The sequence below is a fragment of the Lacrimispora sanguinis genome (genome assembly GCF_044987295.1).
GTDB lineage: Bacteria > Bacillota > Clostridia > Lachnospirales > Lachnospiraceae > Lacrimispora > Lacrimispora celerecrescens_B.
In genome coordinates this window covers 3,215,812-3,238,411 of the sequence record NZ_CP173277.1, presented here as the reverse complement: position 1 = coordinate 3,238,411, position 22,600 = coordinate 3,215,812, and the positions used below count along the sequence as shown (strand labels likewise).

Below are 22,600 nucleotides of genomic sequence, written 5' to 3'. Positions count from 1 at the left end.
ATTTCATGCATGCCCAAAGGGCCTGTATAGAGATAAAAACTATATAATTTAAAGGAGGATATCTATGAAAAGAAGAAAAAAATGGCTTGCGGCGATTATGGCTGCTGTCATGTCCATGACTCTTGCTGCATGCGGTGGAAGTGCTACTTCCGGGGGAACCACAGCGGCAGGATCCACAGACGCCGCAACAACGAAAGCGGCGGCTGACACTCAGGCTCCGGCTGAGGGGGGAAAAACAGTGATCACCCTCTGGCATGCTATGGGTGGTGTAAACGGAGAGGCAACCGAAGCTCTTGTTAAAGCCTTTAATGAGTCCCAGAATGAGATTGAGGTAAAAAGTGAATATCAGGGAAAATATGATGACCTGATCACCAAGCTGAAAGCCGCCATGCAGAGCGGCAGCATGCCGGATGTATGCCAGATGTACGACATCGGTACAAAGTTTATGACCGACAGCGGTCATGCCATTCCGGTACAGGATATGTTTGCCACCACAAACTTTGATCCTTCTACTGTTATGAATATCATCACCAGCTACTATACGGTAAACGGAAAGCAGATGTCCATGCCTTTTAATGTTTCCACTCCAATGCTGTATTACAACAAGGATGTATTTAAGGCTGCCGGTTTAGACCCCAATACCCCGCCCAAAACATTTGACGAGGTTTTGGAATTCTCCAAAAAAATTGTGGAAAGCAAAGCAGCTCCTGTAGGTTATGCCCAGGCCATTTACGGCTGGTTCTTTGAACAGCAGATTGCCGGCCAGGGAAAATTTTATGCAAACAATGAAAACGGGCGGAAAGCACCGGCAACCGAAGTGGATTTCTTAAATAACGGCGCTGGACTTAAGATTTTTGAGACCTGGAAAAAGCTCATGGATTCCGGTTATGCGGATAACTACGGCAGTACCACCGCAGATACCCAGACCGCATTCTTCTCAGGTCAGGCTGCCATGATCATTGAATCCACAGCAATTCTTAAAACTGCTACGGAAAGCAGTGACTTTGAAATCGGTACCGGATATCTTCCAAAGATCGATGCATCTGCTACCGATGGCGGTGTCATCATTGGAGGCGCTTCCCTGTGGATGATGGACAATAAGGATGAGGCGAAAAAGAACGCTGCCTGGAAGTTCATCGAATTTACCACCACACCGGATTCCCAGGCCACCTGGAGTATGTCCACCGGATACTTCGCAGTTAACCCGAAAGCTTATGAAACTCCTGCCATGAAGGATTTCATTGCTCAGAACCCCAACTTTACCACAGCCATCAACCAGTTAAAGGACACCCCTGTCAATGGATACACAGCAGGTGTATTATCAGGAGTAGCAACCGAATCCAGAACAATCTTTAACGAAGCCATGGAAAAGACCTATGACGGAACCTACACTCCGGAGCAGGCGGTAAGTTTCCTGGCTGAAAAGGTAAATGCGGCCATTGCTAACTATAATTCATCTACAAAATAATGTCTAAAAAGCCTTCGGCACAAAAGCCGGAGGCTTTTCATAAAAGCATACGGTGCAGTTAAAAAAATAACAAGTGAATTCTTATGATTAGGCTTGTCGTTCCGATATATAATATGACACATGACGCAATTTCCAATCTATATACATACCGGTTAAAAAATTGAGAAAGGAACGATAAGATGAAAAAACAGAATACAACTGCCGATGATACCGGCAAAGAAGCTGGCTCTCTGATTAAAAACTTATCTGTGGGCAAAAAACTGATTCTAGGTTTTAGCATAATACTGCTGATCATTATAGTATCCACTATAATATCCGCATGGAATACGAAAAATCTCGGATTCCAGGTAGAACGCTATTACCACTATACCGTACCAAACACCAACAACACATGGACCATGAGATCCGGCCTGGCCTCGGCACAAAAATACCTTCTTCAGGCAATTCTTGACGATGATATCCAGTCCGTACAGGATAACCTTGCCAAGGCCCAGAAACAGGAAGAAAGCGTTTCCGTCGCATTGGAGGAATTTGCAGGCAACCAGTCTTCCGGTGATAGAGATAACGATATTGCACAGTTAAGAGATTTATTATCAAAGAGCAAGTCCGCCAGAGAAGAGATTTCAGGGCTGCTTCAAGCTTCCTCCAAAGGAAACAGCAGCAAGGCCTATGAGTCTTATAAAAACAATTATTCACCTTCCATTGATCAGGCCGGAGAAATTCTGTCAAGTTTTTCAACGATTCAGCTGCGGTTTGCTGTTTCCCAGAAGGAGGAAGCGCAGAACTTCATGAAATCAGCCTGGATCTCCCTTTCCTTGTCTCTTTTGATTTCCCTATTGTGTACCTTTTTCATCACCGTGATCATCCGAAAGTCAATTTTGGATCCTGTGAAAGAAATTGAACTGGTTTACAAGGAAATATCAAAGGGAAATTTACAGGCCCAGATTACATATGTAAGCAAAGATGAGCTGGGAAGCATGGCTGAAAACATTAGAAATACTAATGCTGCCATAACCTCCTATATCCGTGACATTACGGAAAAACTGAACCTTCTGTCACAGGGCGATATGCGTTTTACCATGGACCTTGACTATGTGGGAGACTTTGAAGCCATTAAAAAGGCAATTATAAAAACCGTTTCCTCTTTAAATCGTACCCTCATTATGATTGATGTTGCCGCACAACAGGTAAATACAGGAACAGAACAGGTATCGGCAGGAGCACAGCAGCTTGCAGCCGGTTCCACAGAACAGGCTGCCTCCGTAGAGGAACTCTCCTCCTCCATTGCAAGCATCACGGAACAGGCTGCAGAAAATTCAAAAAATGTTATAAAAGCAACTGAATATGTTGTTCAGACCAGCCACAACGTGAAAAACGGCGGTGCTCATATGAAGCAGCTCACAAAAGCAATGGACAATATCGCCATCTTTTCCGATCAGATAACCAACATAACTAAGGTTATTGAGGACATTGCGTTCCAAACCAATATCCTCTCCCTCAATGCGGCCATTGAAGCCGCAAGGGCAGGAACTGCAGGAAAGGGCTTCTCCGTAGTAGCCGACGAAGTACGTAATCTTGCCGCCAAATCTGCGGAGGCCGCAAAGCAGACAGCAGAGCTGATACAGAACTCCGTAAACGCTGTACAGGAAGGCACAGAAATCACTGAGAAAACAGCTCAGATTCTGGATGATATCGATAAAACCACTGGCTTTATCAATGATATCGTTAATAAGATCAACCAATCGGCTTCTGAACAGGCTTCTTCCATTGATGAGATCCGCATAGGCCTGGAGCAGGTATCGGCAGTCATACAGGCAAATGCAGCAACCGCTGAGGAAAATTCGGCCTCCAGTGAGGAAATGAGTGCCCAGGCCAATACACTGCGGGAAGAAGTAGTCAAATTCCAATTGGTTACAGAACAAAAGTCAGAGATAAAAGATACAAAAGAGTACGAATACGAAGCCAGGACGGAATCGTCCTTTGAAAAGTATTAATTAAAGCAGAAATAAAGAATGCCATAGAAAAAAGGGCGTTGATCCATAAAAATCAACGCCCTTTTTTTCTATCTTTAACAACTAGAATCGTTTACCTTCTTTCTAACAATCTCCTTTGGCGAATTCGGCCAGAACCTTATTGAATTCATCCTTTTGGTCATAGAAGGCCGCATGACCGCTGAATTCAAAGGATTCCAGCCTGGAGTTTTTAATGCTTTGATGCTGGATTACACCCAGCTCATAAGGGACAACCTGATCATGAATCCCATGAATGATTAAGGTTGGAACATCAATTGCCTCCAGATCTGAAAATAATACCTCTTCAAGCCAGGTATTTGCAATCGCTGCTGTTGCCCAGCCTGCTGCCTGCAGACCCAGTTGGAAAAACCATTGAGAGAACGGATAAGTAATATGCTGGAAGAAAAATATATCTCCAAAATTATTTAACATGTTGGGACGGTCGGCGTAGGTTCCGTTAATAATTTGAGTCACTACGTCTTTATCAAGTCCATAAGGGAAGTTCGGACGTTTAATAAGGCTAGGTGCTGCGGCAGCGAATAAAGCAAGTCTTGCTACCCCAAACCCCCTGTGTCTTGCCATGTATCTGATAGCAATCGCTCCTCCGGTGGAATGCCCTGCCAGGGTAATATTCCTAAGGTTCAGTACATCAATGACCGCTCTGACATCATCGGCCAGCCGGTCATAATCATACCCGCAAAACGGCTTGTCGGAATTCCCAAATCCTCTTGTATCAATGCCGATGCAACGAAATCCCATGGCAGGAAGCACATCAAACTGGTATTCAAAAAGCTTATGGCTTCCCGGCCAGCCATGAAGAAATAAAATGGTATTTTCGCAATCCGGATTAAGATCCTCCACGTAAATGTTTACATTCTTTTCAACGGTTATAAAGTATCCCATGATCTCGCTCTGCACAATATGTTTATTCTATGTTATTCCTTTTCCTTAACCATCATTCCATTTTTTTAATTAAATGCCTGATGTAAGATTAAACATTCATTCTTGAAGAAGCAAATGGAGATTACAGTGCCTGTGTAATGAATTGAGGCCCTCCATGATAAAATCCCATGTCTCACGAAAATCCCCCGGTACTGCAAAATCATCGGATGAAATAAATGCCTGAAAACCTTTCTGATCGGAACCATACTTATCTGCAAAATCATCTGCATAATTTATCTTTTCATCGTCAGTTAAATCTCCATTATCGTTATGAAGCACATGCTCAAGATTCCGGGAAAAATAAAAGATGGAATACGGAATTTTACCAACTGTGCCAGCCGAACAAAGCCGGTACAGTACCTGAGACTTTCTTGAATTCCGGTCAATGACCCCTTCTGGATCCGCCGACTCAATCCGGTCATCAAAGTATTGGATTGTCCCCTTCTTGCTTTTTATGACATTGTCCGCCGGAATAAATGCCCCGTCAAGGTCAACAAGATGAATCACCTTAAGGATGTCTTTTTTATCAAAACCATACCGCTTTCTTTCCACTTCTATATGCTCATTAACCGTTTTAACGGCATTGTTGCCTGATACCGACCAGTTGCTTGTCATATCACCATGAACCACGTGGAAATGGACATCTTCCCTCTGAAATACTTTTTTAAGAACAGGACTTAATGTCTCCTCGTCAGTGGGGCCTTCTACGATAAACAGGATTACTTTTTTAGTCTTGGCCGCCATCCCTTACCGCCTTTCCGGCACGCCTGAATGCACGGCCAATTTCCACACTGTCTGTTTCTTCATAAATAGCTTCTTTTTGCCCGCCCAGTACAATACTCCGCAAATACATATCCCGCAAATTGTGATTGCTTTTTATGTTCTGCAAACGAATATACCGGTTGGAAGGATTTGTGGTAGAAAATACAATGCAGCTTTTATGAATCATTTCCAATACCCGTAAATTATGTGATGTGAAGATCAGCTGCCCCTTTGCGCCCTTTTCAAAGACAGAAAGCAGTTCCCCTAACAGATATTCATATACGCCTGCATCCAGCTCATCAATAACCAGGCACATGGAGGCATTGTTATAAACGCACATGAGGGCATTTAAAACGGAAATGATCTTAATGATTCCTTCCGATTCATATTTCAAGGGAATTGTAATTTCTCCCCGTTTTGAAATTAATTCGACCCGGTGTCCTGTTTCCCCCCGTTCGAGAAGCTGCTCGCCAAAGTCATAAATTCCAATGGAAAGGCCGGGGATCATGGCGTCTAGAATGACATTCATCTCTTGAAGGATCTTCCTGGCCATTTCAAAATGATCGTTACTGATCACGGATGGTTCATCAAGCCTTATAAGCAAATCGCCCTTTGCGATCCTCTCACCAAGATCCAGGCGGAAAGCAACCGGGATCATGAAATTCATACTGATTGCTCCTGACCGGGCATTGGAAATTACAAACAGGTTCATACCTGCATATTGATAAAGTGCTTCGATAACATAGGCGTAATCCTCGGACGCTCCTTCGCAGGCAGATAAAAAGACCCCCCTGCCTTCCGGGCCAAAGATAAAGGAGACCAGATCTTTCCGGGCAATTCTTTTTGCAACGCTTAAATTTACTTTATTTTCATCATTCTCCCGTATTAAATCTTCCAACCGATATTTCGGCGTAAACGTCGGACCTTCTGAATGCAGTCCATAATCAATCACTTTTTTTTTATTTTCAAACTTTTCTCCGGTCCAGGCAGCTAAACAGAGGGTTTCGTGCGTTATCTCAAACTCGCTTTTGGAAATTCTGCCTAACTGGACAGAATATTCCGCCATGGTTTTTTTACCGTCTGCCTGGATGATAAACTTAACGGTGATTGTACCGGTTTCCATGTCTTTGGAAATATAATGAACCGCTTCCCTGGACAGGGGCCGCCCCGTAAGCAATATCTGAACGAACTCCATCGCTTCAATTACCGCGGTCTTCCCCGAACCATTCTGGCCATAAATGCCGAGAATGTCCGCTGTGTTAGAAAAATAATCCTTATTGCCTGCAGACGGCATTATAATTCGACCGTACTGGGTATTTTTAAAACCTTTTAATTCAATTTCACTTATGCGAACCGTCGACTGAACCACGCCCATATCAATTCCTTCCTGATCCAAAGGATCAATTAGTCCCTAAAACCTGTAAATATTTTTACATAACGGTACATTTTATTCCGATATTTGATATGATTCTCCATAAACAGGAGATATATTCGGCGATTCTTTATTCTTCCCCTTCGATTGTAACGACCACCCGGTTAGGCAGGCATACAATCAGTTCCCCGCTTCTGTGAATCTTGCCCGTGCGGACACATACTTTATCAGGGCAGGAGGCTTCCGTGATGCTGGCATAGCCATCTTTGATGATTAAGTGATCCGTACCGCCATACCCATCAATAACCATATCTACATCTTTATGAAGATCCAGGGTTGCTACAACATTGCCGTCAACCGTGACCACCACCTGTTCCGCCGGCTTTCTGTTTCTGACATAAAATATCCCGGAGAGCAGTCCCGATATCACCAGAATGGCGGCAACCAGGATTAGTTCTCTTTTTTGTATTACTGTTAATTTTTTTAAATCTTTCATCTGTTACCTCATATTTCTCTTAAATGTAATTGTCCTAAGATCTCATTATAGCATAACTGTCCTGTTTATAGAATAAAAAATGGTCTAAAATCATTATAGAACACTCTGTAAACCCGGTCCAAAATGAAGATCTGGATAAGAATTATTGGCTCATTTTGACAAGTGATTCCCTATATATGTAATAAGTTACAAAAAGTGAAAATAGTGATCGTTTTATGATAAAAATATGGTAAAAATCATTTCGGTATGTTATAATAATGTCAAAGTGGCGTTTTGTGAGCCGCTATCATACAAGGAGGGGAAGACTTGAAAAAAATAGTAGTATTAGGTGCCGGTTATGCCGGTATTTTAACTGCCAAAAAGTTGGAAAAAAAATTCCGCAAGATGAAAATGGAGGACGAAGTAAGTATCTCCATTATTGACAGGCATCCATACCATACCATGCTCACAGAGCTTCATGAGGTAGCCGCTGGAAGAGTGGAGGAAGACAGTATCCGCATCAGCCTGAAAAAGGTATTTGCCGGAAGGAATGTGGAAATCATTACAGACACGATTAGTCAGATTTCCATTGAAGAGAAGAAACTGACCGGAAACCAGGGCGAATACGATTATGATTATCTGATCCTGGCCGCAGGCTCTAAGCCCACCTACTTTGGTGTGGAAGGTGCAGAGAAGAATTCTTATAAGCTTTGGTCTTATGAAGATGCCGTGTTATTAAAAGAACGGATTCACCATGTGTTCCGCAATGCTGCCAGTGAGCCAAACGAGGAAGAAAAGCGCCGTCTTTTAACTTTCTATGTCGTAGGAGCCGGTTTTACCGGTGTGGAAATGGCCGGGGAACTGGCAGAATATGTACCTTTCTTATGTGAAGAGTATGAAATAGAACCGTCTATGGTTTCCATGTATAACGTAGATGTTTTAAAGAGGGCAGTGCCCATTCTTCCTGAGAAGCTGTCCGGCAAGGTAGAAAGACGCCTGACAAAGATGGGCGTAAAAGTAATGATGGAAACCGGTGTAACCGCCATTGGCGAGGATTTCATCGAACTGAATCAGGATGGCAAGAAAAACCGTTATCCGTCCGGTACAACAATCTGGACAGCCGGTATTGAAAGCGCTGATATTACCGGAGAAGCAGCTAAGACGCTGGAATCCGTAGGGCGTGGAAGAATCCAGGTAGATTCTTTCTTAAGAGCCAAAGACCATGAAGAAGTTTACGTTGTCGGCGACAACATGATGTATGTACCTCAGGGAGAAAATGTACCTGTTCCCCAGATGGTAGAAAACTGTGAGCAGAGCGCTCATACCGCCGCCCATAATCTGGTATGTGCCGTTGCTGGTACAGGAGCAATGGAGGAGTATAAACCGTCCTTCCATGGCGTTATGGTTTCTGTAGGCGGCCGCTACGGAGTTGCACGGGTAGGACTTCCTAATCTCATGTTTAACCTGTGTTCCTTCTTTGCTATGCTTTCCAAGCATTTTATCAATGTCATTTATTTTATACAGGTATTAGGCTGGAATAAGGTCTGGAGCTATGTATGCCACGAATTCTTTACCGTGCGCAACCGCAGAAGCTTCCTGGGAGGCCATTTCTCCAACAGGACCCCGAGTTTCCTGCTGATGCCTCTGCGCGTATGGCTGGGTGCCGTATGGGTATTTGAAGGCGTTATGAAGATTGTTGAAGGCTGGATGGATCAGCCCATGTTAAGCGGATTCTTTGGAGGCGCCAATCAATTCTTCAATAACATACTGGCTCCTTACGGAATTTCAGGTATCGGTGGGGCAGCTCCTTCGGCGGATGCAGTATCCAGCGCAACGACTGCAGCTGCAGATGCAGTAGCCAGTGCTACAGGCGCTGCAGGTGGTGCCGCAGATGCAGTGGCTAGTGGTGTAGCAGTTTTCTCCTATCATATTTTAGGATTAATCGATGCTACCCTTGTTAGTTCCAAAGCTATATCTCATTCAACTCTGTCTGATTATGCCTTTAAACTGGATTTTGCTCCTATGAATTGGTTTGTGAACACAGTAATTTTACCTAACGGCGGACTTCAGCTGTTTATGCAGCGCGGTATCGTGATCGCGGAGATCCTGATCGGTCTGGCCTTGATGGCAGGATTATTCAACTTCCTTTCCTCTGCAGCATCCCTGGTGCTTCAGTTCATGTTCGTATGCACAACCGGTCTTTACTTGAACACGTTCTGGATGATTTTCGCCGGTATCGCAGTGTTAGTCGGCGGTGGCAGAACCCTTGGCCTTGATTATTATTTCATGCCTTGGCTTAAGAAAAAATGGAGAAAACTTCCCTTTATAAGGAAGTGGTATTTATACAATGACTAATAGAGAATTGTTGGAGGATGCAGACAACCTGCGTTATGGTTTTGAAGAGGCTTTCCAGTTAATGGCATCGGCTGTGGAAAAGCATTTATCTTCAGCGCCTCCTGTCATCAGGACTTATACGGCCCATCTGGCAAAGTCCACAGGTAAATTCATCCGTGCATATGGGCTGATGGCCTGTTCCATGGATGAAGAGGATAAAGTCCCGGCGGAAGCCATAACTCTGGCATCTGCAGTAGAACTGCTGCATTTGGCCACTCTGGTCCATGATGATGTAATCGATGACGCTGATACAAGGCGGGGGATCGACACACTTCAAAAGAGATTTGGCAAAAAAGCAGCGGTCATTTGCGGAGATTACCTCTTATCCCTGGCACTTAAACTGGCGGTTTCCATTCCTAAAAGAGACGAATACGAAGCCCTGGATATGACGAATTATCTGTGCAGGATTTGTATGGGAGAATTACGTCAGGAAATTAACAATGGGAACCTGGACCTATCCGTTTACCGCTATCTAAGCATCATCAAAGGAAAAACGGCGGCGCTTTTTGAAGCATCTTTTCACGGCGGTGCCATGCTGTCCACAACGGATGAGAGAAAACTCCGCATGTACCGGAAGGTCGGCAACGATGTAGGCATGATTTTTCAGCTTATGGATGACTGCATTGATTATGAGATGGACGAAATGGATGCGAAGAAAAACGTCCGATCCGATTATGAAGAAGGGGTTGTCACTCTGCCTCTTATCCATGCCATGAAGCAGGATGAGAAGTTTGTAAAGCAAGTGAAAAACGGCCTGGTTTCGGCTAAGGAACTCTATGACAGGGTTTTAGAAGCCGGCGGAACCGCTTATACAAAAGCAATGGCTGGCAGATATTATACAAAAGCAGTAACCACCATCGAAAATCTTAATTTGTCCGAGGCCAAAATGGCCAGGATCATGACCGTGGTGGATAAATCTTATTATGGTATTAAAAAATAATAATAAAGCAACATAAGGAGGAGTTTTACTATGAAAAAACGTGTTTTAGCTTTAGGCTGCGGTCTTATGGCGGCAGCAACTATCCTGGCAGGATGTTCATCCAATTTAAAGCAGGCTCCAACCACTGCAGCACCGACAGAGGCAGCAACAACAGAAGCACCTACCACCCAGGCTGAGGCCACCACAGAAGCTGCAAAGACAGAAGCAGCAGGCGGCGCGCTCTCTACCGGTTATGCAGCAATTTCTTCTATCGGCAAATCCACAGATGCCGGCGAAAAAGATGGTCTTGCAGAAGTTGATACCATGTTCGCAGCCGTATTAGTAGATGGCAGCGGTAAGATTGTAGACTGTAAAATCGATTCCGTTCAGACCAAAGTGAACTTCTCCAAAGAAGGAAAACTGCTTACAGATCTTGGAACCGTTGTGGAATCCAAGAATGAGCTGGGAGAAAAGTATGGTATGAAAAAAGCTTCCGGTATCAGCAAAGAGTGGAACGAGCAGGCTGATGGCTTTGCAAAGTATGTAATCGGAAAAACAGCTGATGAAGTAAAAGGAATTGCCGTTTCTGCAGATGGTGTTGCTGATGATGCAGACTTAAAGGCTACCATTACCGTTCATATCGGAGATTTTATCAATGTTGTTGAGCAGGCTGTTGCAAATGCTAAGAGCGCAGGCGCTCAGACAGGCGACAAACTGGGCTATGGTATCGTTACAGGTATCAGCAAGTCCAAAGATGCTGCTGCAGATGCTGCTGGCGTAGCTCAGGCATATTCTACCTACACAATTGCTAGCTTTGGCGCAGACGGTAAGATTACAAGCTGTGTGATTGACGCTTCTCAGGTTAATGTAAACTTCGACGCTGCCGGTAAGATCACCAGCGATTTAAAAGCTGCTGATTTCAAGACCAAAAATCAGTTAGGTGAAGCCTATGGCATGAAAAAAGCTTCCGCAATCGGAAAAGAATGGAATGAGCAGGCTGCTAGCTTCGCAGCTTATGCAACTGGCAAAACAGCAAGTGAGATCACCGGTCTTGCAATTGATGAAAACGAAGGTGCTCCTACTGATGCAGACTTAAAAGCCAGCGTAACCGTTGGTATTGGTGACTTCCAGACAGGAATCTCCAAGGCAGAAGCAAATGCAAAATAAAAAAGCAGTAAAATTTTTAATAATTGCCGGATCTCTGGCAGCGCTTACTATGGCGGCGGTTTATACCGCCGCCATAGGAGCTAAAAAGGATCAAAGGTTTCATGCCGAGTTCTTAAATCTCTTCGATACCGTCACCCAGATCGTAGGATATGCAAAAAATAAAGAGGAATTTACCCAAATTGCCACGGACATTCACGATGAGCTGGAAGTATACCATGAGCTATATGATATTTACAATGATTATGACGGCGTGAATAACATTAAGACCATCAATGATAATGCCGGTAAAAATCCCGTAAAAGTTGACCAGAAGATTATTGATATGCTGAAAATGGCGGAGGAAGCCTATGAAAAAACAGACGGCAAAGTAAACGTAGCCATGGGAAGTGTTCTGTCCATCTGGCACGACTATCGCACAAAAGGCATAGAAACCCCTGAAACCGCCCAAGTTCCTCCTATGGATAAACTGAAGGAGGCAGCCCTACATACGGATTTTTCAAAGGTCATCGTAGATGAAGATTCCTCCACTGTATACCTGGAGGATCCTGAGATGAGTCTCGATGTAGGAGCCATTGCAAAAGGCTACGCCACGGAGCAGGTAGCAAGGTCTATGGAAGCCAAGGGAATTGATCATGTTCTCCTCAGTGTAGGAGGCAATATCCGCGCCATCGGTATCCGGGCAGATGGAAAGCCCTGGAAACTGGATATCCAAAATCCGGATCTTGACAGTGAGAAAAAGTCCATAGATACGTTGAATTTAGACGGCTATTCGCTCGTCAGCAGCGGCGATTATGAAAGGTATTACATCGTGGATGGGGTGAGATATCACCATATTATTGACCCTGTCACCCTAATGCCTGCAGCATACTTCCGGGCGGTCTCCATTGTATGCAGAGATTCCGGTTGGGCTGATGCGCTGTCTACCGCTATATTTAATATGTCCTATGAAAAGGGACTGGCTATGATTGAGGATATGAAGGGTGTAGAAGCAATGTGGGTTCTGCCGGATAGCACCATCAAAACCAGCAGCGGCTACGAAGCGTACCGCAATCATGACCGTTAGGAGGCCATATGTCATACCGAGGACTACAGGGTTTTATTCATAAATTGGAAGAGAGAGGGGAACTGATCCGTGTGACGGAGAAAGTATCCCCTCTCCTGGAAATAACAGAGATTACAGACAGGGTCTGCAAGGCAGAAAGTACCAACGGCAAAGCGCTTCTGTTTGAACATGTAGAGGGCTCTCCCTATCCGGTGCTGATGAACGCCTTTGGCACCGACAAGCGGATGGCCCTTTCTCTAGGCGCGGAAAGCTTAGATGATATCGCAACGGACATAGGTGCCTACCTGGATTTCGGGAATTACTCATCGTTTTCAAAGCTGATCTCCTTTGCACCAAAGCTGCTGCGCCTGTTGTGCTGCTTTCCTCTAAAGAGCCGGTTTCATGTTAAAAGGCCCGACTGCCAGCAGGTAATAGAGAGAGAGCCAGACTTGGGGCAGCTGCCGGTTCTGCATTGCTGGCCTCTTGACGGAGGCCGTTTCTTTACACTTCCCCTTGTCTTTACTAAATATCCCGATACAAAGCTTCAAAACATAGGCATGTACCGGATGCAGGTGCTGGATTCTAAAACGACGGCCATGCACTGGCAGAAACACAAGGACGGGGCCGGTATTTACGAAGCATACCGGAAGAAAGGCTGTCCCATGCCCGTATCCGTTGCACTTGGATGCGACCCGGCTGTGACTTATGCTTCCACAGCTCCTCTTCCGCCGAAGCTGGACGAGATGATGCTGGCCGGATTCTTAAGAAAAAGGCCGGTAAAAATGGTGAAATGCATTACCAACGATCTCTACGTGCCGGAGGATGCGGAATTTGTCCTGGAAGGCTATGTGGATCCACAGGAAGAGCTGGTTTGGGAAGGACCTTTCGGAGACCATACCGGATATTATTCCCTGGCAGACTGGTATCCCAAATTTCATATCACCACGATTACCCACAAAAAACATCCGGTCTATCCTGCCACAGTAGTGGGGAAACCTCCCATGGAAGACTGCTATATGGCAAAAGCTACGGAACGCATTTTCCTTCCCGTATTAAAAACAGCGATTCCCGAACTGCGGGATATCCATTTGCCCTTTGAGGGAGTCTTCCATAACTGCGCCGTAGTATCAGTGAAGTCATCCTATCCAGGCGCCGCCAGAACCGTTATGAACGCTATATGGGGCATGGGACAGATGAGAACTGCAAAGATGATTGTGGCAGTCGATGAAACCATAGATCCAAGTGATGCGTCAGCTGTCTGGCAGGAAGTCCTGCGCTATGCTCATCCAGAAGAAGATTTTGTGGTCAGCAAAGGGCCATTAGATGCCCTTGATCACTCTTCTGATTATCCTTTGTATGGCGGGAGGCTTGGCATAGATGCCACCAGCAGAGGAAAAGATGCCTTTACGGAAGGTGCGCTTGAAATCGTACCAATCCGCAAGAAACAGCCCTGGGGCGGCAGACAAAAAGCCCTTGCCATGCTGGAAGAAAAAAAGGCTTCCCTCATTTTAGTTGTAGACGAGGATGTAGATCCGACGGATCATTCCACAGTCATGTGGCGGGTCTTCAATAATATAGACGTCACCAGAGATATGTTTACGGATGGCAGGCGGGCGGCTTTCGATGCTACAAGAAAGCGTCTGGAAGAAGGACTTTCCCGTCCCTGGCCGGAAGATATCGTAATGGCGGATGAAATCAAAAAAAAGGTATCAGCGAAATGGAGTGCTTATGGGATCGATCATTGGAAAAATAATAAATAAATTAAATGAATACGGGAAGCTGGTCATGTTCAGCCATACCATCTTTTCCCTGGCCTTTGCCGTAGTATCCTTGCTTGCTGTTTCCGGCGGACGGCCGGACCCTAAGGTGGTATTCTGGGCTGCACTCGCCTTTTTAAGCGCCAGAACAGGTGCCAATGCCTTAAACCGGGTGGTGGATGCCAGGATCGACGCAAAAAACCCCAGAACAGCAAGCCGCCAGATTCCCAAGGGACAGATAGGAAAAAATGAAACTTTGATCCTGGTGGCAGTCTGCTTTCTGGTCATGGTGTTCAGCGCCTCCCGTTTAAACCTGCTATGCCTTATCCTGTCTCCCCTGGCTCTGTTTTTGATGACTATCTACTCTTACACGAAAAGATTCACTTGGACCTGCCATCTGGTTCTGGGCATTACATGCGCCTGTGCACCCGTTGGAGCCTGGCTGGCGGTAACGGGGAAGTTTTCCCTGATACCGCTTTTCTTTGGCGCTGCCAACTGCCTTTGGACTGCAGGATTTGATATTATTTACGGCTCTCAGGATTATGAATTTGATAAGGCAAACGGCCTTCACTCCATTCCGGTGCAATTTGGCGTGAAAGGCGGATTATGGATCAGTACTCTGTTCCATTGTGCCGCACTGATTTGCCTGTGTATTTCCGGGGTACTGCTCTATCCCCAGTTTGGTTTGCTTTACGGAATTGGCCTGGGAATCATCGCAGTCCTCATGGTAATTCAACATCGGCTGGTATCACCGGATCGTCTGGAGAATGTCAATATTGCGTCATACAGCATCAGCCAGATCACCAGCATCGTGCTTTTGGTCTTCGGAACTCTGGATGTATACTTATAAAGCAATGGAAAGGGAATGAAGCAGACTATGAAACAATATGTAGTTGGAATAACAGGCGCCAGCGGCAGCATTTACGCTCTACGGATCGTAGAAGCCCTGCTTGAAGGCGGAGCCAGGGTACGGCTCATCCTGACCGGAACAGGAGAAAAGGTCGTGGCCTACGAAACCGGTCGAGAGGCAAGAGAATGGATCGATGATTTTAAGAATCGTTTTACCGGTCAGCTTATCCTGGAAGATAACAACGATCTGTTTTCCGCTGCTGCCAGCGGATCCCATCTGACGGACGGTATGATCATCGCACCATGCTCCATGTCAAAGCTGGCCCACATTGCGGCAGGAATTACACCGGATTTAATGACTCGGGCCGCCGATGTGGCGCTAAAGCAAAGGCGTCCTCTGGTGTTAATGCCAAGGGAGACGCCCCTGTCCCAGATTCATTTGAAAAATATGCTGACTCTGGCAGAGTGCGGGGCATTTATCGTTCCCGCTATGCCGGCCTTCTACCAAAAGCCAAAAAGCCTTGATGATATAGCGGACTTTATGGCCGGCCGGGTACTTGATTGCCTGGGAGTGGAAAACCACCGGTACGCCAGGTGGAAAGAAGAAGAATAAGAAATAAAGGGAATATATAAACCAAAGGAGAGTATATGAAAAAATCAGAAAAAAATCCTAAGAAACATTATTTATTAAGCCGCACAGGAATTCTTACGGCATTGTTTGGCTGTGCAGCGGCGGTTATCCTGGGAGGATGTGCCGGTAAGGCAAAGACTCCGGTTGATACCACCGTTCATTTGGGAGTCATGTATTCTTCCGATATCGTACCTCTTACAATCATAACAGAACAGGGGCTTGACAAAAAGTATGGTTTCCAGCTGGACATGCAGGTATTCTCTTCTGCAAAGGACCGTGATGCGGCTCTTCAGGCAGGGAAATTAGACGGAGTATTTACTGACTTCATCGGCCTTTGCATGTATCAGAATGCAGGGCTGGACGTAAAAGCCACCGGATGCACGGACGGAGATTATGTCCTTCTCGCAGGAAAGGATACAGGAATCACATCCCTGGAGAACGCAGCGGGAAAAAGCATTGCAATCTCAGAAAACACCTTAATCGAGTATTCTCTGGATTATATTTTGAGTAATGCCGGTTTAGATGATACCTATTTAGATAAGCAGGTGGTACCGCGGATCCCTGACAGGCTTGAAATGCTTCGAAACGGTAAGATCGATCTGGTCCTTCTGCCGGAGCCATTCTCCACCCTGGCAATTAAGGATGGCGCAGTAATCCTTGGAAGCGCCAATACCGATGGACTGTATCCTGCTGTATCTGCATTTACAAAGAAAGCCATTGACGAAAAGTCCGATCCGATTAAAAAGATGTATCAGGCATACGATGAAGCCGTTGATTATCTTAATAACACGCCGCTGACAGAGTACGAAGCAACGGTTATTAAGGCGGCTGGCTATCCTGAGGAACTCACCGGAAATATTGAGCTGCCTGTATACCGGAAAAATGAACTGCCAAAGGCTGCCGACTTACAGGCTGCTGTGGAATGGGCAGCAAAGAAGGGATTATGCAGCCCGGATTTAAAGCCTGAGCAGCTAAACGGTGAATTGAAATAAAACAAAAGAAGAACGGAGGGAGCCAGATGCTGGAACTGAAAGATATCTCTGTGACATATGGAAAAGGCGGGACACATAGGGTAATTGACCAGATGTCCTGGCAGCTGGAAACCGGAACGGTTCTGGCTGTCGCAGGTCCCTCCGGCTGCGGAAAATCCACCTTGGTTCACGCCCTGGCTGGCATTCTGCCTTATGCGGGATCCATCACCTTAGACGGAACCGGACTCAACCCCAAAACGTGCTCGATCGGGTTGATCCCCCAGAACTACGGTCTGCTGCCATGGAAGACAGTAAAAGAAAACTGCCTGTTTACGGCCAAAATCCGGGATAATACCAGTAACATGGAAGCACGGCTAACAAGCCTGTGTAAAGAATTGGGGATTGACGGGCTTTTAGAGCGTTATCCGGGCACGTTAAGCGGGGGCCAGGCGCAGCGTGTGGCTCTCGCAAGGGCGTTTCTGATGAATCCGGAACTGCTTTTGATGGATGAACCTTTCGCTGCTCTGGATATTGCGGCAGCCCTAGCGGCAAGGGAGCTGTTTCTGCGGGTCTGGAAGGAAAAAAAGCCCACCACAATCATTGTCACCCATCGGGTGGAAGACGCCCTTTACCTTGCCCATAAAATTGCAGTTATGAAACGAGGCGGCCACTTCAGCTTTTTAAATGAAAACCCATGGCAAGGCGTGAAGAGTCCCAAAGAAGCAGCCTATCGGTCGCTAGAACAGCAGATTACGGAGAATATCATAAAGGCGGATGAGATATGAGAAAAAAATTGTGGGTCTTTATAAAAGGTTTTTTGCTTGTCAATCTATTCTGGTTCCTTCTGGCCGCCTTTTTGTCCACTCCGGTGCTTCCGGGACCTCTGACAGTATATGGTAAATACAGTCACATGGTAAATGGTAGGCTTTGGCTTCATATAGGAGCCAGCTTAGGCCGTGTGGCGGCAGGCCTCTCCATTGCCCTCCTCATCGGTATTCCTGTTGGGATTTTCATGGCCTCCTCTGCCATTGCAAACCGCATACTTCACCCACTGGTGTACTTTTCCTACCCAGTTCCCAAAACAGCGCTGCTTCCGGTCTGTATGCTTCTTTTAGGGCTTGGCAATGGCTCTAAAATCCTCATCATTGTCCTTACCACGGTATTCCAGATCATTGTAGCTGTCCGCGATGCAGCGGAGCATATTGATCAGGGAATTTATTATGTGGCAAAAAGCGCAGGCGCTCATAAAAAAAGTATTTTAAAGGATATCACCCTGCCTGCGGTATTGCCGGAGCTGTTCACCAGCATACGGATCGGTACAGGAACATCCTTAGCCATCCTTTTAATTGTAGAAGCCTATGGAACCCGCTGGGGAATGGGCTACTATATTCTGGACGCATGGTCCAGGATTAACTATATTCAGATGTATGGCGGCATTGTCATCATGTCGGTGGTAGGCGCAGCATTATTCTGGATCTTAGATGGAATTCAGTGGGCGATGTGTAAGGGTACGAGGTAACCGCCTAAACCATAAAGCTTCTGAAATTTGCCGCAGGGTATTGCCATATCCTGTGGCTTTTTTATTACTCTGCTCTACGCCAGGATATCTCCTTGACAAATACAAGGAAATGAAGTATATTAGCAATATCTTAATTACTTATTTACGGAGGTATCTATGAACAAAGCAACCAAGATCGCCCGCGTAGGCAGGGAATGCGTAGCCTGCGGATGCTGTGTAACAAACTGCCCCAAAGGAGCCATCAGAATTGATTCAGGGGTTATCGCCCTCATTGACGGTGAAATGTGTATCGGATGCGGCAAATGCTCCAGAATATGCCCTGCTGCCGTCATTACCATTGCGGACCGGAGGACAGCGGTATGAAAAAGAAATGGTATGATTTTCTCTGGGTCGCCGAGCTGCTTTATTTAGTGCTAGGCCTGTTTAATATCCTTTTTGCATGGCTGGGAATGCTGTTTTTTGTGATCCCCCTGTTAATTGCTGTCTTCGGCGGAAACAAAACATATTGCAATCGTTTTTGCGGGCGCGGCCAGCTGCTTGGTATACTTGGAAGTAGGCTGAAGCTTTCCCGCAATGCGCAGCCGCCTAAATTTCTGCGCAGCCGCTGGTTCCGGTACGGATTTCTGGCCTTTTTTATGACCATGTTCAGCCTTATGCTTATTAACACCTATAAGGTCTTTCGCGGTGCTCCGCTGCGGGAAACGGTAACTCTCCTGTGGATGTTTAAGCTTCCCTGGCAATGGGCCAATGTCAGTATGGCGGCCCCCTGGATCGCACAGTATGCCTTTGGTTTTTTCGGGGTGATGCTGACCTCCACCGTGCTGGGCCTTGTTACCATGGTTCTGTTTCGTCCCCGCTCCTGGTGTGTATACTGTCCTATGGGGACAATGACTCAGGGAATTTGCCAACTCAAACAAAGAAAGGAGTGTTCCAACTGTGGAAGAACAAGCGAAAAAGATAGCGGAGCTGCTTAAAATACTGGCTAATGAACATCGTCTGCTGGTCCTTTGTGCACTGATACAAGGGCCGCTTACGGTAGGAGAAATCCACAAATTTACTCCAAACATTACAGCATCTGCGCTCTCACAGCATTTGAACCAATTGAAAACATCTGGAATTCTGGCTTCCGAAAAGCTGGGTATGAATGTTGTTTACAGAATTCAGGATCAGCGTGTAATCCCCCTGATCGGTTCAATTAAAGAGCATTATTGCAGCGAATAATAGAAGTAATTCCAATAAAAAACCGTTCTGCTGATTTTCCAGTCAGCAGGACGGTTTTATTTGTATTTACATTCTCTTTAAAGTAAACTGATTTGCCAGACCGCTGAGTACCTTTGCCTGCGCAGACAGCTCTTCGCTTGCAGCGGCGCTCTCCTGAGCGGTTGCTGAGTTGGATTGAACCACAGCGGAAATCTTATCCATGCTGTCGGTAATGTGTGAAACAGAAAGGCTCTGCTCTTTCGAGGCCGACTGGATCTCCCCGATACCTGCTGCTATCTCCCTGGCATCCATTAAAACAGTGTTTAGTATTCCGGCCATGGAATCCGTCAGATCTTTGCCGGCTTCAACCGATCTGACAGATACGTCAATGAGCTCTGATGTATTTTTTGCTGCCAGCGCACTCTTTGCCGCCAGATTCCTGACTTCGTCTGCCACCACGGCAAAGCCCTTTCCGGCGTCACCTGCTCTCGCTGCTTCTACGGCTGCATTTAATGCCAGAATATTGGTTTGGAATGCAATGTCCTCAATGGTTTTATTAATTTTTATAATTTCCTCTGAATTTCTCTGAATATCCTCCATTGCCTGAAGCAGGAGCCGCATTTGCTGCTCACTCTCATCAAGGCTCACACCCATTGTTTGTGCCTTTGTGTTAAAAATACTGGCATTTTCCTTTGTATAGTCTATTTTTGTTACAATCGTTTCCACAGCATGAGATAAATTATCAATTGCGCCGTTCTGCTCTGCCGCTCCCACAGCCAGAAGCTGAGAACTTGCCGCAACATGGTCTGCACCTGATGACACCTGTTCAGAGGTCTCATGCAGCTGACCCAGGGTCTCTGATATCTGTTCGGAAAATTTTTCAATGGATTGCCCGATATTGATGAAATCTCCAATATACTGCTGGGATGGCAGGTCAAAATTCCCCTGTTCCATCTGCTTCATGGAATTTCCAATGCGGGAAATATAATCGGACAGCGTGTTAATGGACGTCCTCATGCTATTTGCCAGCATCCCCAGTTCATTCTTTGAGTTATAATCAATCTCACTCTGTAAATCTCCCTGTGACAGGCGCTCCATTCCATTTTCCAGGGTTTTTACCGGAATCAGGATCTTTCTGCGTATAATCATCAGAATAAAATAAATGGAGATCAGATTGATTACCAGGGTAATAGCACTTATCGCCTTAAGCTTTGTAATTCCCTGGGCAGAGTACTTTTCAGCCTGGGAAACAGCGGCATTGCTTTTGTTAAAAAGCTCCTCACTGTTCTCCAACAGCTTTTCATTCTGTCCATCGTTTAAAAGAGGCAGGATTTGCTCTTTCCAATATGTACGAATCTCCTGCATCTGTGTAACCAGTTCTTTGTCTCTTGGCACCGGCAGCCCAAGTTCTATGTCGCCTGCGATAATTCCATCCATGGCCTTCTCTACCTTGGCGATCTGATCATCCACCGGCTGATCAAGCAAATGCAGCTTCATAATGCGCTGTGTTGCACCTCTGACAACACCGCAATAATTTACAATCTTTCCGTTGCTTTGGTTTTGATCCAAAAACAGAAACATCAGGCCAGTGCTTAAAATGCTTAGTAGAGCGAGGCAGGCCATTGTGTTGTATATCAGTTTCTTAATGCTCACGTTTTTATCTCCTTTAAGAATTTGTGAATGCGTATTTTATCAGACAATAAAATGACACTCTTTTGGGTTTAAAGAATTTGTCATATTCTGTCAATTATGGAGATATCTTACTTTAAAAAATAGAGCAAGTCAATCAATTCTTCCAGATATTTTTGCTTTTATAGAGGCGATACAGGAATCAGCGGTGCCTGACATTGCAGGGCATATTGCGAACCGTTATAAAGCGGGCATATTATTACCAACAAGCCTACATATGTTGTGTATTTTACACCTTTGTGTGATATTGTCGGATTTACATTTTACCCCCCCACAGCTAAAATATAACTATCAGATAAACCAGTGAAACATCAATAGGGAGGAGAGCATCACATGAAGAAAACAGTTAAAATTTCAGCAGTCTTATTAGCCATGGCACTGGCAGCCACCGGCTGCAGCTCCGGGAAACAGACAGACAATAACACAACGGCAGATCCCGGAAAAACCGAAGCTGCCGCTCAGACACCAGGGGGAGAAGATCCGGTTTTAGTCGTCTATACCGCCCGCGGCGAATCCTTAAATAATGCCGTGATTCCAGAATTTGAAAAAGACACAGGCATTAAAGTCGAGGTGGTTGTCGCCGGCACCGGAGAGCTATTAAAGAGAGCTCAGTCAGAAAAGGCCAATCCCCTTGGCGATATCTTCTGGGTCGCTGACCAGACCATGTTATCCGCATCCAAAGATCTGTTTATGGAATATGTATCACCCGAAGATGGCAGCATGATCGATGCGTTCAAAAATACCACCGGTTATTTTACACCTGCATTTGCAGATCCTACCGTTATGATCGTAAACAAAGACTTAAAAGGTGATATGAAGATCGATGGATTCGAAGATTTATTAAATCCGGAATTAAAAGGGAAAATCGCATTTGGTGATCCTGTGAACTCCAGCTCCGCATTCCAGTCATTGCTGGCTATGCTTTACGGCATGGGCAAAGACGGCGATCCTCTTTCAGACGAAGCATGGGCCTATGTAGATAAGTTCATCGCCAATTTAGACGGCAAGATGTGCAACAGCTCCAGCCAGGTATATAAAGGCGTGGCTGAAGGGGAATATGTGGTTGGCTTAACCTGGGAAGATCCTGCTGCCAACTATGTTAAGGAAGGTGCCGCAGTAGAAGTTGTATTCCCGGTAGAAGGAGCCATCTTCCCCGGTGAATCCGTACAGATACTAAAAGACTGCAAGCATCCGGAAAATGCAAAGAAATTTGTAGATTACATGCTGTCTGAAAAGATTCAGAATGCCGTCGGTTCCACACTGACCGTAAGACCGCTGAGAAAAGACGCCACTCTGGCAGATTATATGAAACCTCAAAGCGAGATTAAATTATTTGATAACTACGATGAAGGATGGGTGGCAGAACACAAATTAGAAATCACCAATCTGTTCAGTGAGCACATGGAAACATCCATGGATTAACAAGCTGCA

At 45.6% G+C, this 22,600-nt stretch carries 21 protein-coding genes; 16 read left to right on the top strand and 5 right to left on the bottom strand.

Features of this window, described 5'->3' with window-relative positions; genetic code table 11:
* Positions 1–64: 64 nt before the first annotated feature.
* Both ACHZES_RS15045 and ACHZES_RS15040 read left to right on the top strand, forming a co-directional pair.
* Positions 65–1,468 carry an ABC transporter substrate-binding protein gene (locus ACHZES_RS15045; RefSeq protein ID WP_154526216.1) on the top strand — a complete coding sequence of 468 codons (1,404 nt, stop codon included), beginning with the start codon at positions 65–67 and terminating at the stop codon, positions 1,466–1,468.
* A 179-nt stretch (positions 1,469–1,647) separates the two neighbouring features.
* Positions 1,648–3,462, top strand: coding sequence for a methyl-accepting chemotaxis protein (locus tag ACHZES_RS15040; protein ID WP_038283558.1), 1,815 nt, complete (start codon positions 1,648–1,650; stop codon positions 3,460–3,462).
* A 102-nt stretch (positions 3,463–3,564) separates the two neighbouring features.
* Here ACHZES_RS15040 and ACHZES_RS15035 read toward each other — a convergent pair whose 3' ends face one another.
* From ACHZES_RS15035 to ACHZES_RS15020, 4 genes are all read right to left on the bottom strand, one after another.
* Entirely contained in the window at positions 3,565–4,398 is an 834-nt protein-coding gene (locus ACHZES_RS15035) for an alpha/beta fold hydrolase (protein WP_404820241.1), read from the bottom strand.
* Positions 4,399–4,479: 81 nt separating this feature from the next.
* Positions 4,480–5,166, bottom strand: a complete 687-nt coding sequence (locus ACHZES_RS15030) for a hypothetical protein (RefSeq protein ID WP_038283561.1) — start codon at positions 5,164–5,166, stop codon at positions 4,480–4,482.
* A complete protein-coding gene (locus tag ACHZES_RS15025; RefSeq protein WP_404820240.1) occupies positions 5,150–6,559 on the bottom strand; it encodes an AAA family ATPase in 1,410 nt (469 codons plus the stop codon). Before ACHZES_RS15025 ends, ACHZES_RS15030 begins: the two co-directional genes overlap by 17 nt.
* A gap of 127 nt (positions 6,560–6,686) precedes the next feature.
* A complete protein-coding gene (locus tag ACHZES_RS15020) occupies positions 6,687–7,052 on the bottom strand; it encodes a NusG domain II-containing protein (RefSeq protein WP_154526220.1) in 366 nt (121 codons plus the stop codon).
* A gap of 306 nt (positions 7,053–7,358) precedes the next feature.
* On the opposite strand from ACHZES_RS15020, the gene ACHZES_RS15015 reads away from it, so the two are divergent.
* From ACHZES_RS15015 to ACHZES_RS14955, 13 genes are all read left to right on the top strand, one after another.
* Positions 7,359–9,386: an NAD(P)/FAD-dependent oxidoreductase gene (locus tag ACHZES_RS15015; RefSeq protein WP_038283563.1), complete on the top strand. Its 2,028-nt coding sequence runs from the start codon at positions 7,359–7,361 to the stop codon at positions 9,384–9,386.
* Entirely contained in the window at positions 9,379–10,365 is a 987-nt protein-coding gene (locus ACHZES_RS15010) for a polyprenyl synthetase family protein (RefSeq protein ID WP_154526224.1), read from the top strand. The genes ACHZES_RS15015 and ACHZES_RS15010 overlap by 8 nt, the downstream gene beginning before the upstream one ends.
* 30 nt (positions 10,366–10,395) lie before the next feature.
* A complete protein-coding gene (locus ACHZES_RS15005) occupies positions 10,396–11,511 on the top strand; it encodes a hypothetical protein (protein ID WP_038285213.1) in 1,116 nt (371 codons plus the stop codon).
* Entirely contained in the window at positions 11,501–12,574 is a 1,074-nt protein-coding gene (locus ACHZES_RS15000; RefSeq protein ID WP_154526226.1) for an FAD:protein FMN transferase, read from the top strand. Before ACHZES_RS15005 ends, ACHZES_RS15000 begins: the two co-directional genes overlap by 11 nt.
* A gap of 8 nt (positions 12,575–12,582) precedes the next feature.
* The gene (locus ACHZES_RS14995) at positions 12,583–14,313 is read left to right on the top strand and encodes a menaquinone biosynthesis decarboxylase (protein ID WP_395547224.1); all 1,731 of its coding nucleotides are present in this window, start codon (positions 12,583–12,585) and stop codon (positions 14,311–14,313) included.
* On the top strand, positions 14,282–15,160 hold the full coding sequence (locus ACHZES_RS14990) for a 4-hydroxybenzoate octaprenyltransferase (protein WP_395547225.1): 879 nt from the start codon (positions 14,282–14,284) through the stop codon (positions 15,158–15,160). The genes ACHZES_RS14995 and ACHZES_RS14990 overlap by 32 nt, the downstream gene beginning before the upstream one ends.
* Positions 15,161–15,187: 27 nt before the next feature.
* Positions 15,188–15,772: a UbiX family flavin prenyltransferase gene (locus ACHZES_RS14985; RefSeq protein ID WP_404820239.1), complete on the top strand. Its 585-nt coding sequence runs from the start codon at positions 15,188–15,190 to the stop codon at positions 15,770–15,772.
* A 35-nt stretch (positions 15,773–15,807) separates the two neighbouring features.
* On the top strand, positions 15,808–16,782 hold the full coding sequence (locus ACHZES_RS14980; protein WP_395547228.1) for an ABC transporter substrate-binding protein: 975 nt from the start codon (positions 15,808–15,810) through the stop codon (positions 16,780–16,782).
* 26 nt (positions 16,783–16,808) lie between these two features.
* On the top strand, positions 16,809–17,546 hold the full coding sequence (locus ACHZES_RS14975; protein ID WP_395547229.1) for an ABC transporter ATP-binding protein: 738 nt from the start codon (positions 16,809–16,811) through the stop codon (positions 17,544–17,546).
* Positions 17,543–18,280, top strand: a complete 738-nt coding sequence (locus ACHZES_RS14970) for an ABC transporter permease (RefSeq protein WP_395547230.1) — start codon at positions 17,543–17,545, stop codon at positions 18,278–18,280. Before ACHZES_RS14975 ends, ACHZES_RS14970 begins: the two co-directional genes overlap by 4 nt.
* A gap of 156 nt (positions 18,281–18,436) precedes the next feature.
* On the top strand, positions 18,437–18,643 hold the full coding sequence (locus tag ACHZES_RS14965) for a 4Fe-4S dicluster domain-containing protein (RefSeq protein ID WP_038284280.1): 207 nt from the start codon (positions 18,437–18,439) through the stop codon (positions 18,641–18,643).
* Positions 18,640–19,254, top strand: coding sequence for a 4Fe-4S binding protein (locus ACHZES_RS14960; RefSeq protein ID WP_395547231.1), 615 nt, complete (start codon positions 18,640–18,642; stop codon positions 19,252–19,254). The genes ACHZES_RS14965 and ACHZES_RS14960 overlap by 4 nt, the downstream gene beginning before the upstream one ends.
* Complete coding sequence (locus tag ACHZES_RS14955; RefSeq protein ID WP_038284278.1) at positions 19,217–19,501, top strand: helix-turn-helix transcriptional regulator; 285 nt, start codon at positions 19,217–19,219, stop codon at positions 19,499–19,501. The genes ACHZES_RS14960 and ACHZES_RS14955 overlap by 38 nt, the downstream gene beginning before the upstream one ends.
* Before the next feature lie 66 nt (positions 19,502–19,567).
* Here ACHZES_RS14955 and ACHZES_RS14950 read toward each other — a convergent pair whose 3' ends face one another.
* Entirely contained in the window at positions 19,568–21,133 is a 1,566-nt protein-coding gene (locus ACHZES_RS14950) for a methyl-accepting chemotaxis protein (protein ID WP_395547232.1), read from the bottom strand.
* A gap of 408 nt (positions 21,134–21,541) precedes the next feature.
* On the opposite strand from ACHZES_RS14950, the gene ACHZES_RS14945 reads away from it, so the two are divergent.
* Positions 21,542–22,591, top strand: coding sequence for an extracellular solute-binding protein (locus ACHZES_RS14945; protein ID WP_395547296.1), 1,050 nt, complete (start codon positions 21,542–21,544; stop codon positions 22,589–22,591).
* The last annotated feature ends 9 nt before the right edge of the window (positions 22,592–22,600 follow it).

Coding starts and splice junctions, on each gene's coding strand:
- ACHZES_RS15045 (WP_154526216.1), top strand. CDS start 65: ATGAAAAGAAGAAAAAAATGGCTTGCGGCGATTATGGCTGCTGTCATG.
- ACHZES_RS15040 (WP_038283558.1), top strand. CDS start 1,648: ATGAAAAAACAGAATACAACTGCCGATGATACCGGCAAAGAAGCTGGC.
- ACHZES_RS15030 (WP_038283561.1), bottom strand. CDS start 5,166: ATGGCGGCCAAGACTAAAAAAGTAATCCTGTTTATCGTAGAAGGCCCC.
- ACHZES_RS15025 (WP_404820240.1), bottom strand. CDS start 6,559: ATGGGCGTGGTTCAGTCGACGGTTCGCATAAGTGAAATTGAATTAAAA.
- ACHZES_RS15020 (WP_154526220.1), bottom strand. CDS start 7,052: ATGAAAGATTTAAAAAAATTAACAGTAATACAAAAAAGAGAACTAATC.
- ACHZES_RS15010 (WP_154526224.1), top strand. CDS start 9,379: ATGACTAATAGAGAATTGTTGGAGGATGCAGACAACCTGCGTTATGGT.
- ACHZES_RS15005 (WP_038285213.1), top strand. CDS start 10,396: ATGAAAAAACGTGTTTTAGCTTTAGGCTGCGGTCTTATGGCGGCAGCA.
- ACHZES_RS15000 (WP_154526226.1), top strand. CDS start 11,501: ATGCAAAATAAAAAAGCAGTAAAATTTTTAATAATTGCCGGATCTCTG.
- ACHZES_RS14995 (WP_395547224.1), top strand. CDS start 12,583: ATGTCATACCGAGGACTACAGGGTTTTATTCATAAATTGGAAGAGAGA.
- ACHZES_RS14990 (WP_395547225.1), top strand. CDS start 14,282: ATGGGATCGATCATTGGAAAAATAATAAATAAATTAAATGAATACGGG.
- ACHZES_RS14985 (WP_404820239.1), top strand. CDS start 15,188: ATGAAACAATATGTAGTTGGAATAACAGGCGCCAGCGGCAGCATTTAC.
- ACHZES_RS14980 (WP_395547228.1), top strand. CDS start 15,808: ATGAAAAAATCAGAAAAAAATCCTAAGAAACATTATTTATTAAGCCGC.
- ACHZES_RS14975 (WP_395547229.1), top strand. CDS start 16,809: ATGCTGGAACTGAAAGATATCTCTGTGACATATGGAAAAGGCGGGACA.
- ACHZES_RS14970 (WP_395547230.1), top strand. CDS start 17,543: ATGAGAAAAAAATTGTGGGTCTTTATAAAAGGTTTTTTGCTTGTCAAT.
- ACHZES_RS14965 (WP_038284280.1), top strand. CDS start 18,437: ATGAACAAAGCAACCAAGATCGCCCGCGTAGGCAGGGAATGCGTAGCC.
- ACHZES_RS14960 (WP_395547231.1), top strand. CDS start 18,640: ATGAAAAAGAAATGGTATGATTTTCTCTGGGTCGCCGAGCTGCTTTAT.
- ACHZES_RS14945 (WP_395547296.1), top strand. CDS start 21,542: ATGGCACTGGCAGCCACCGGCTGCAGCTCCGGGAAACAGACAGACAAT.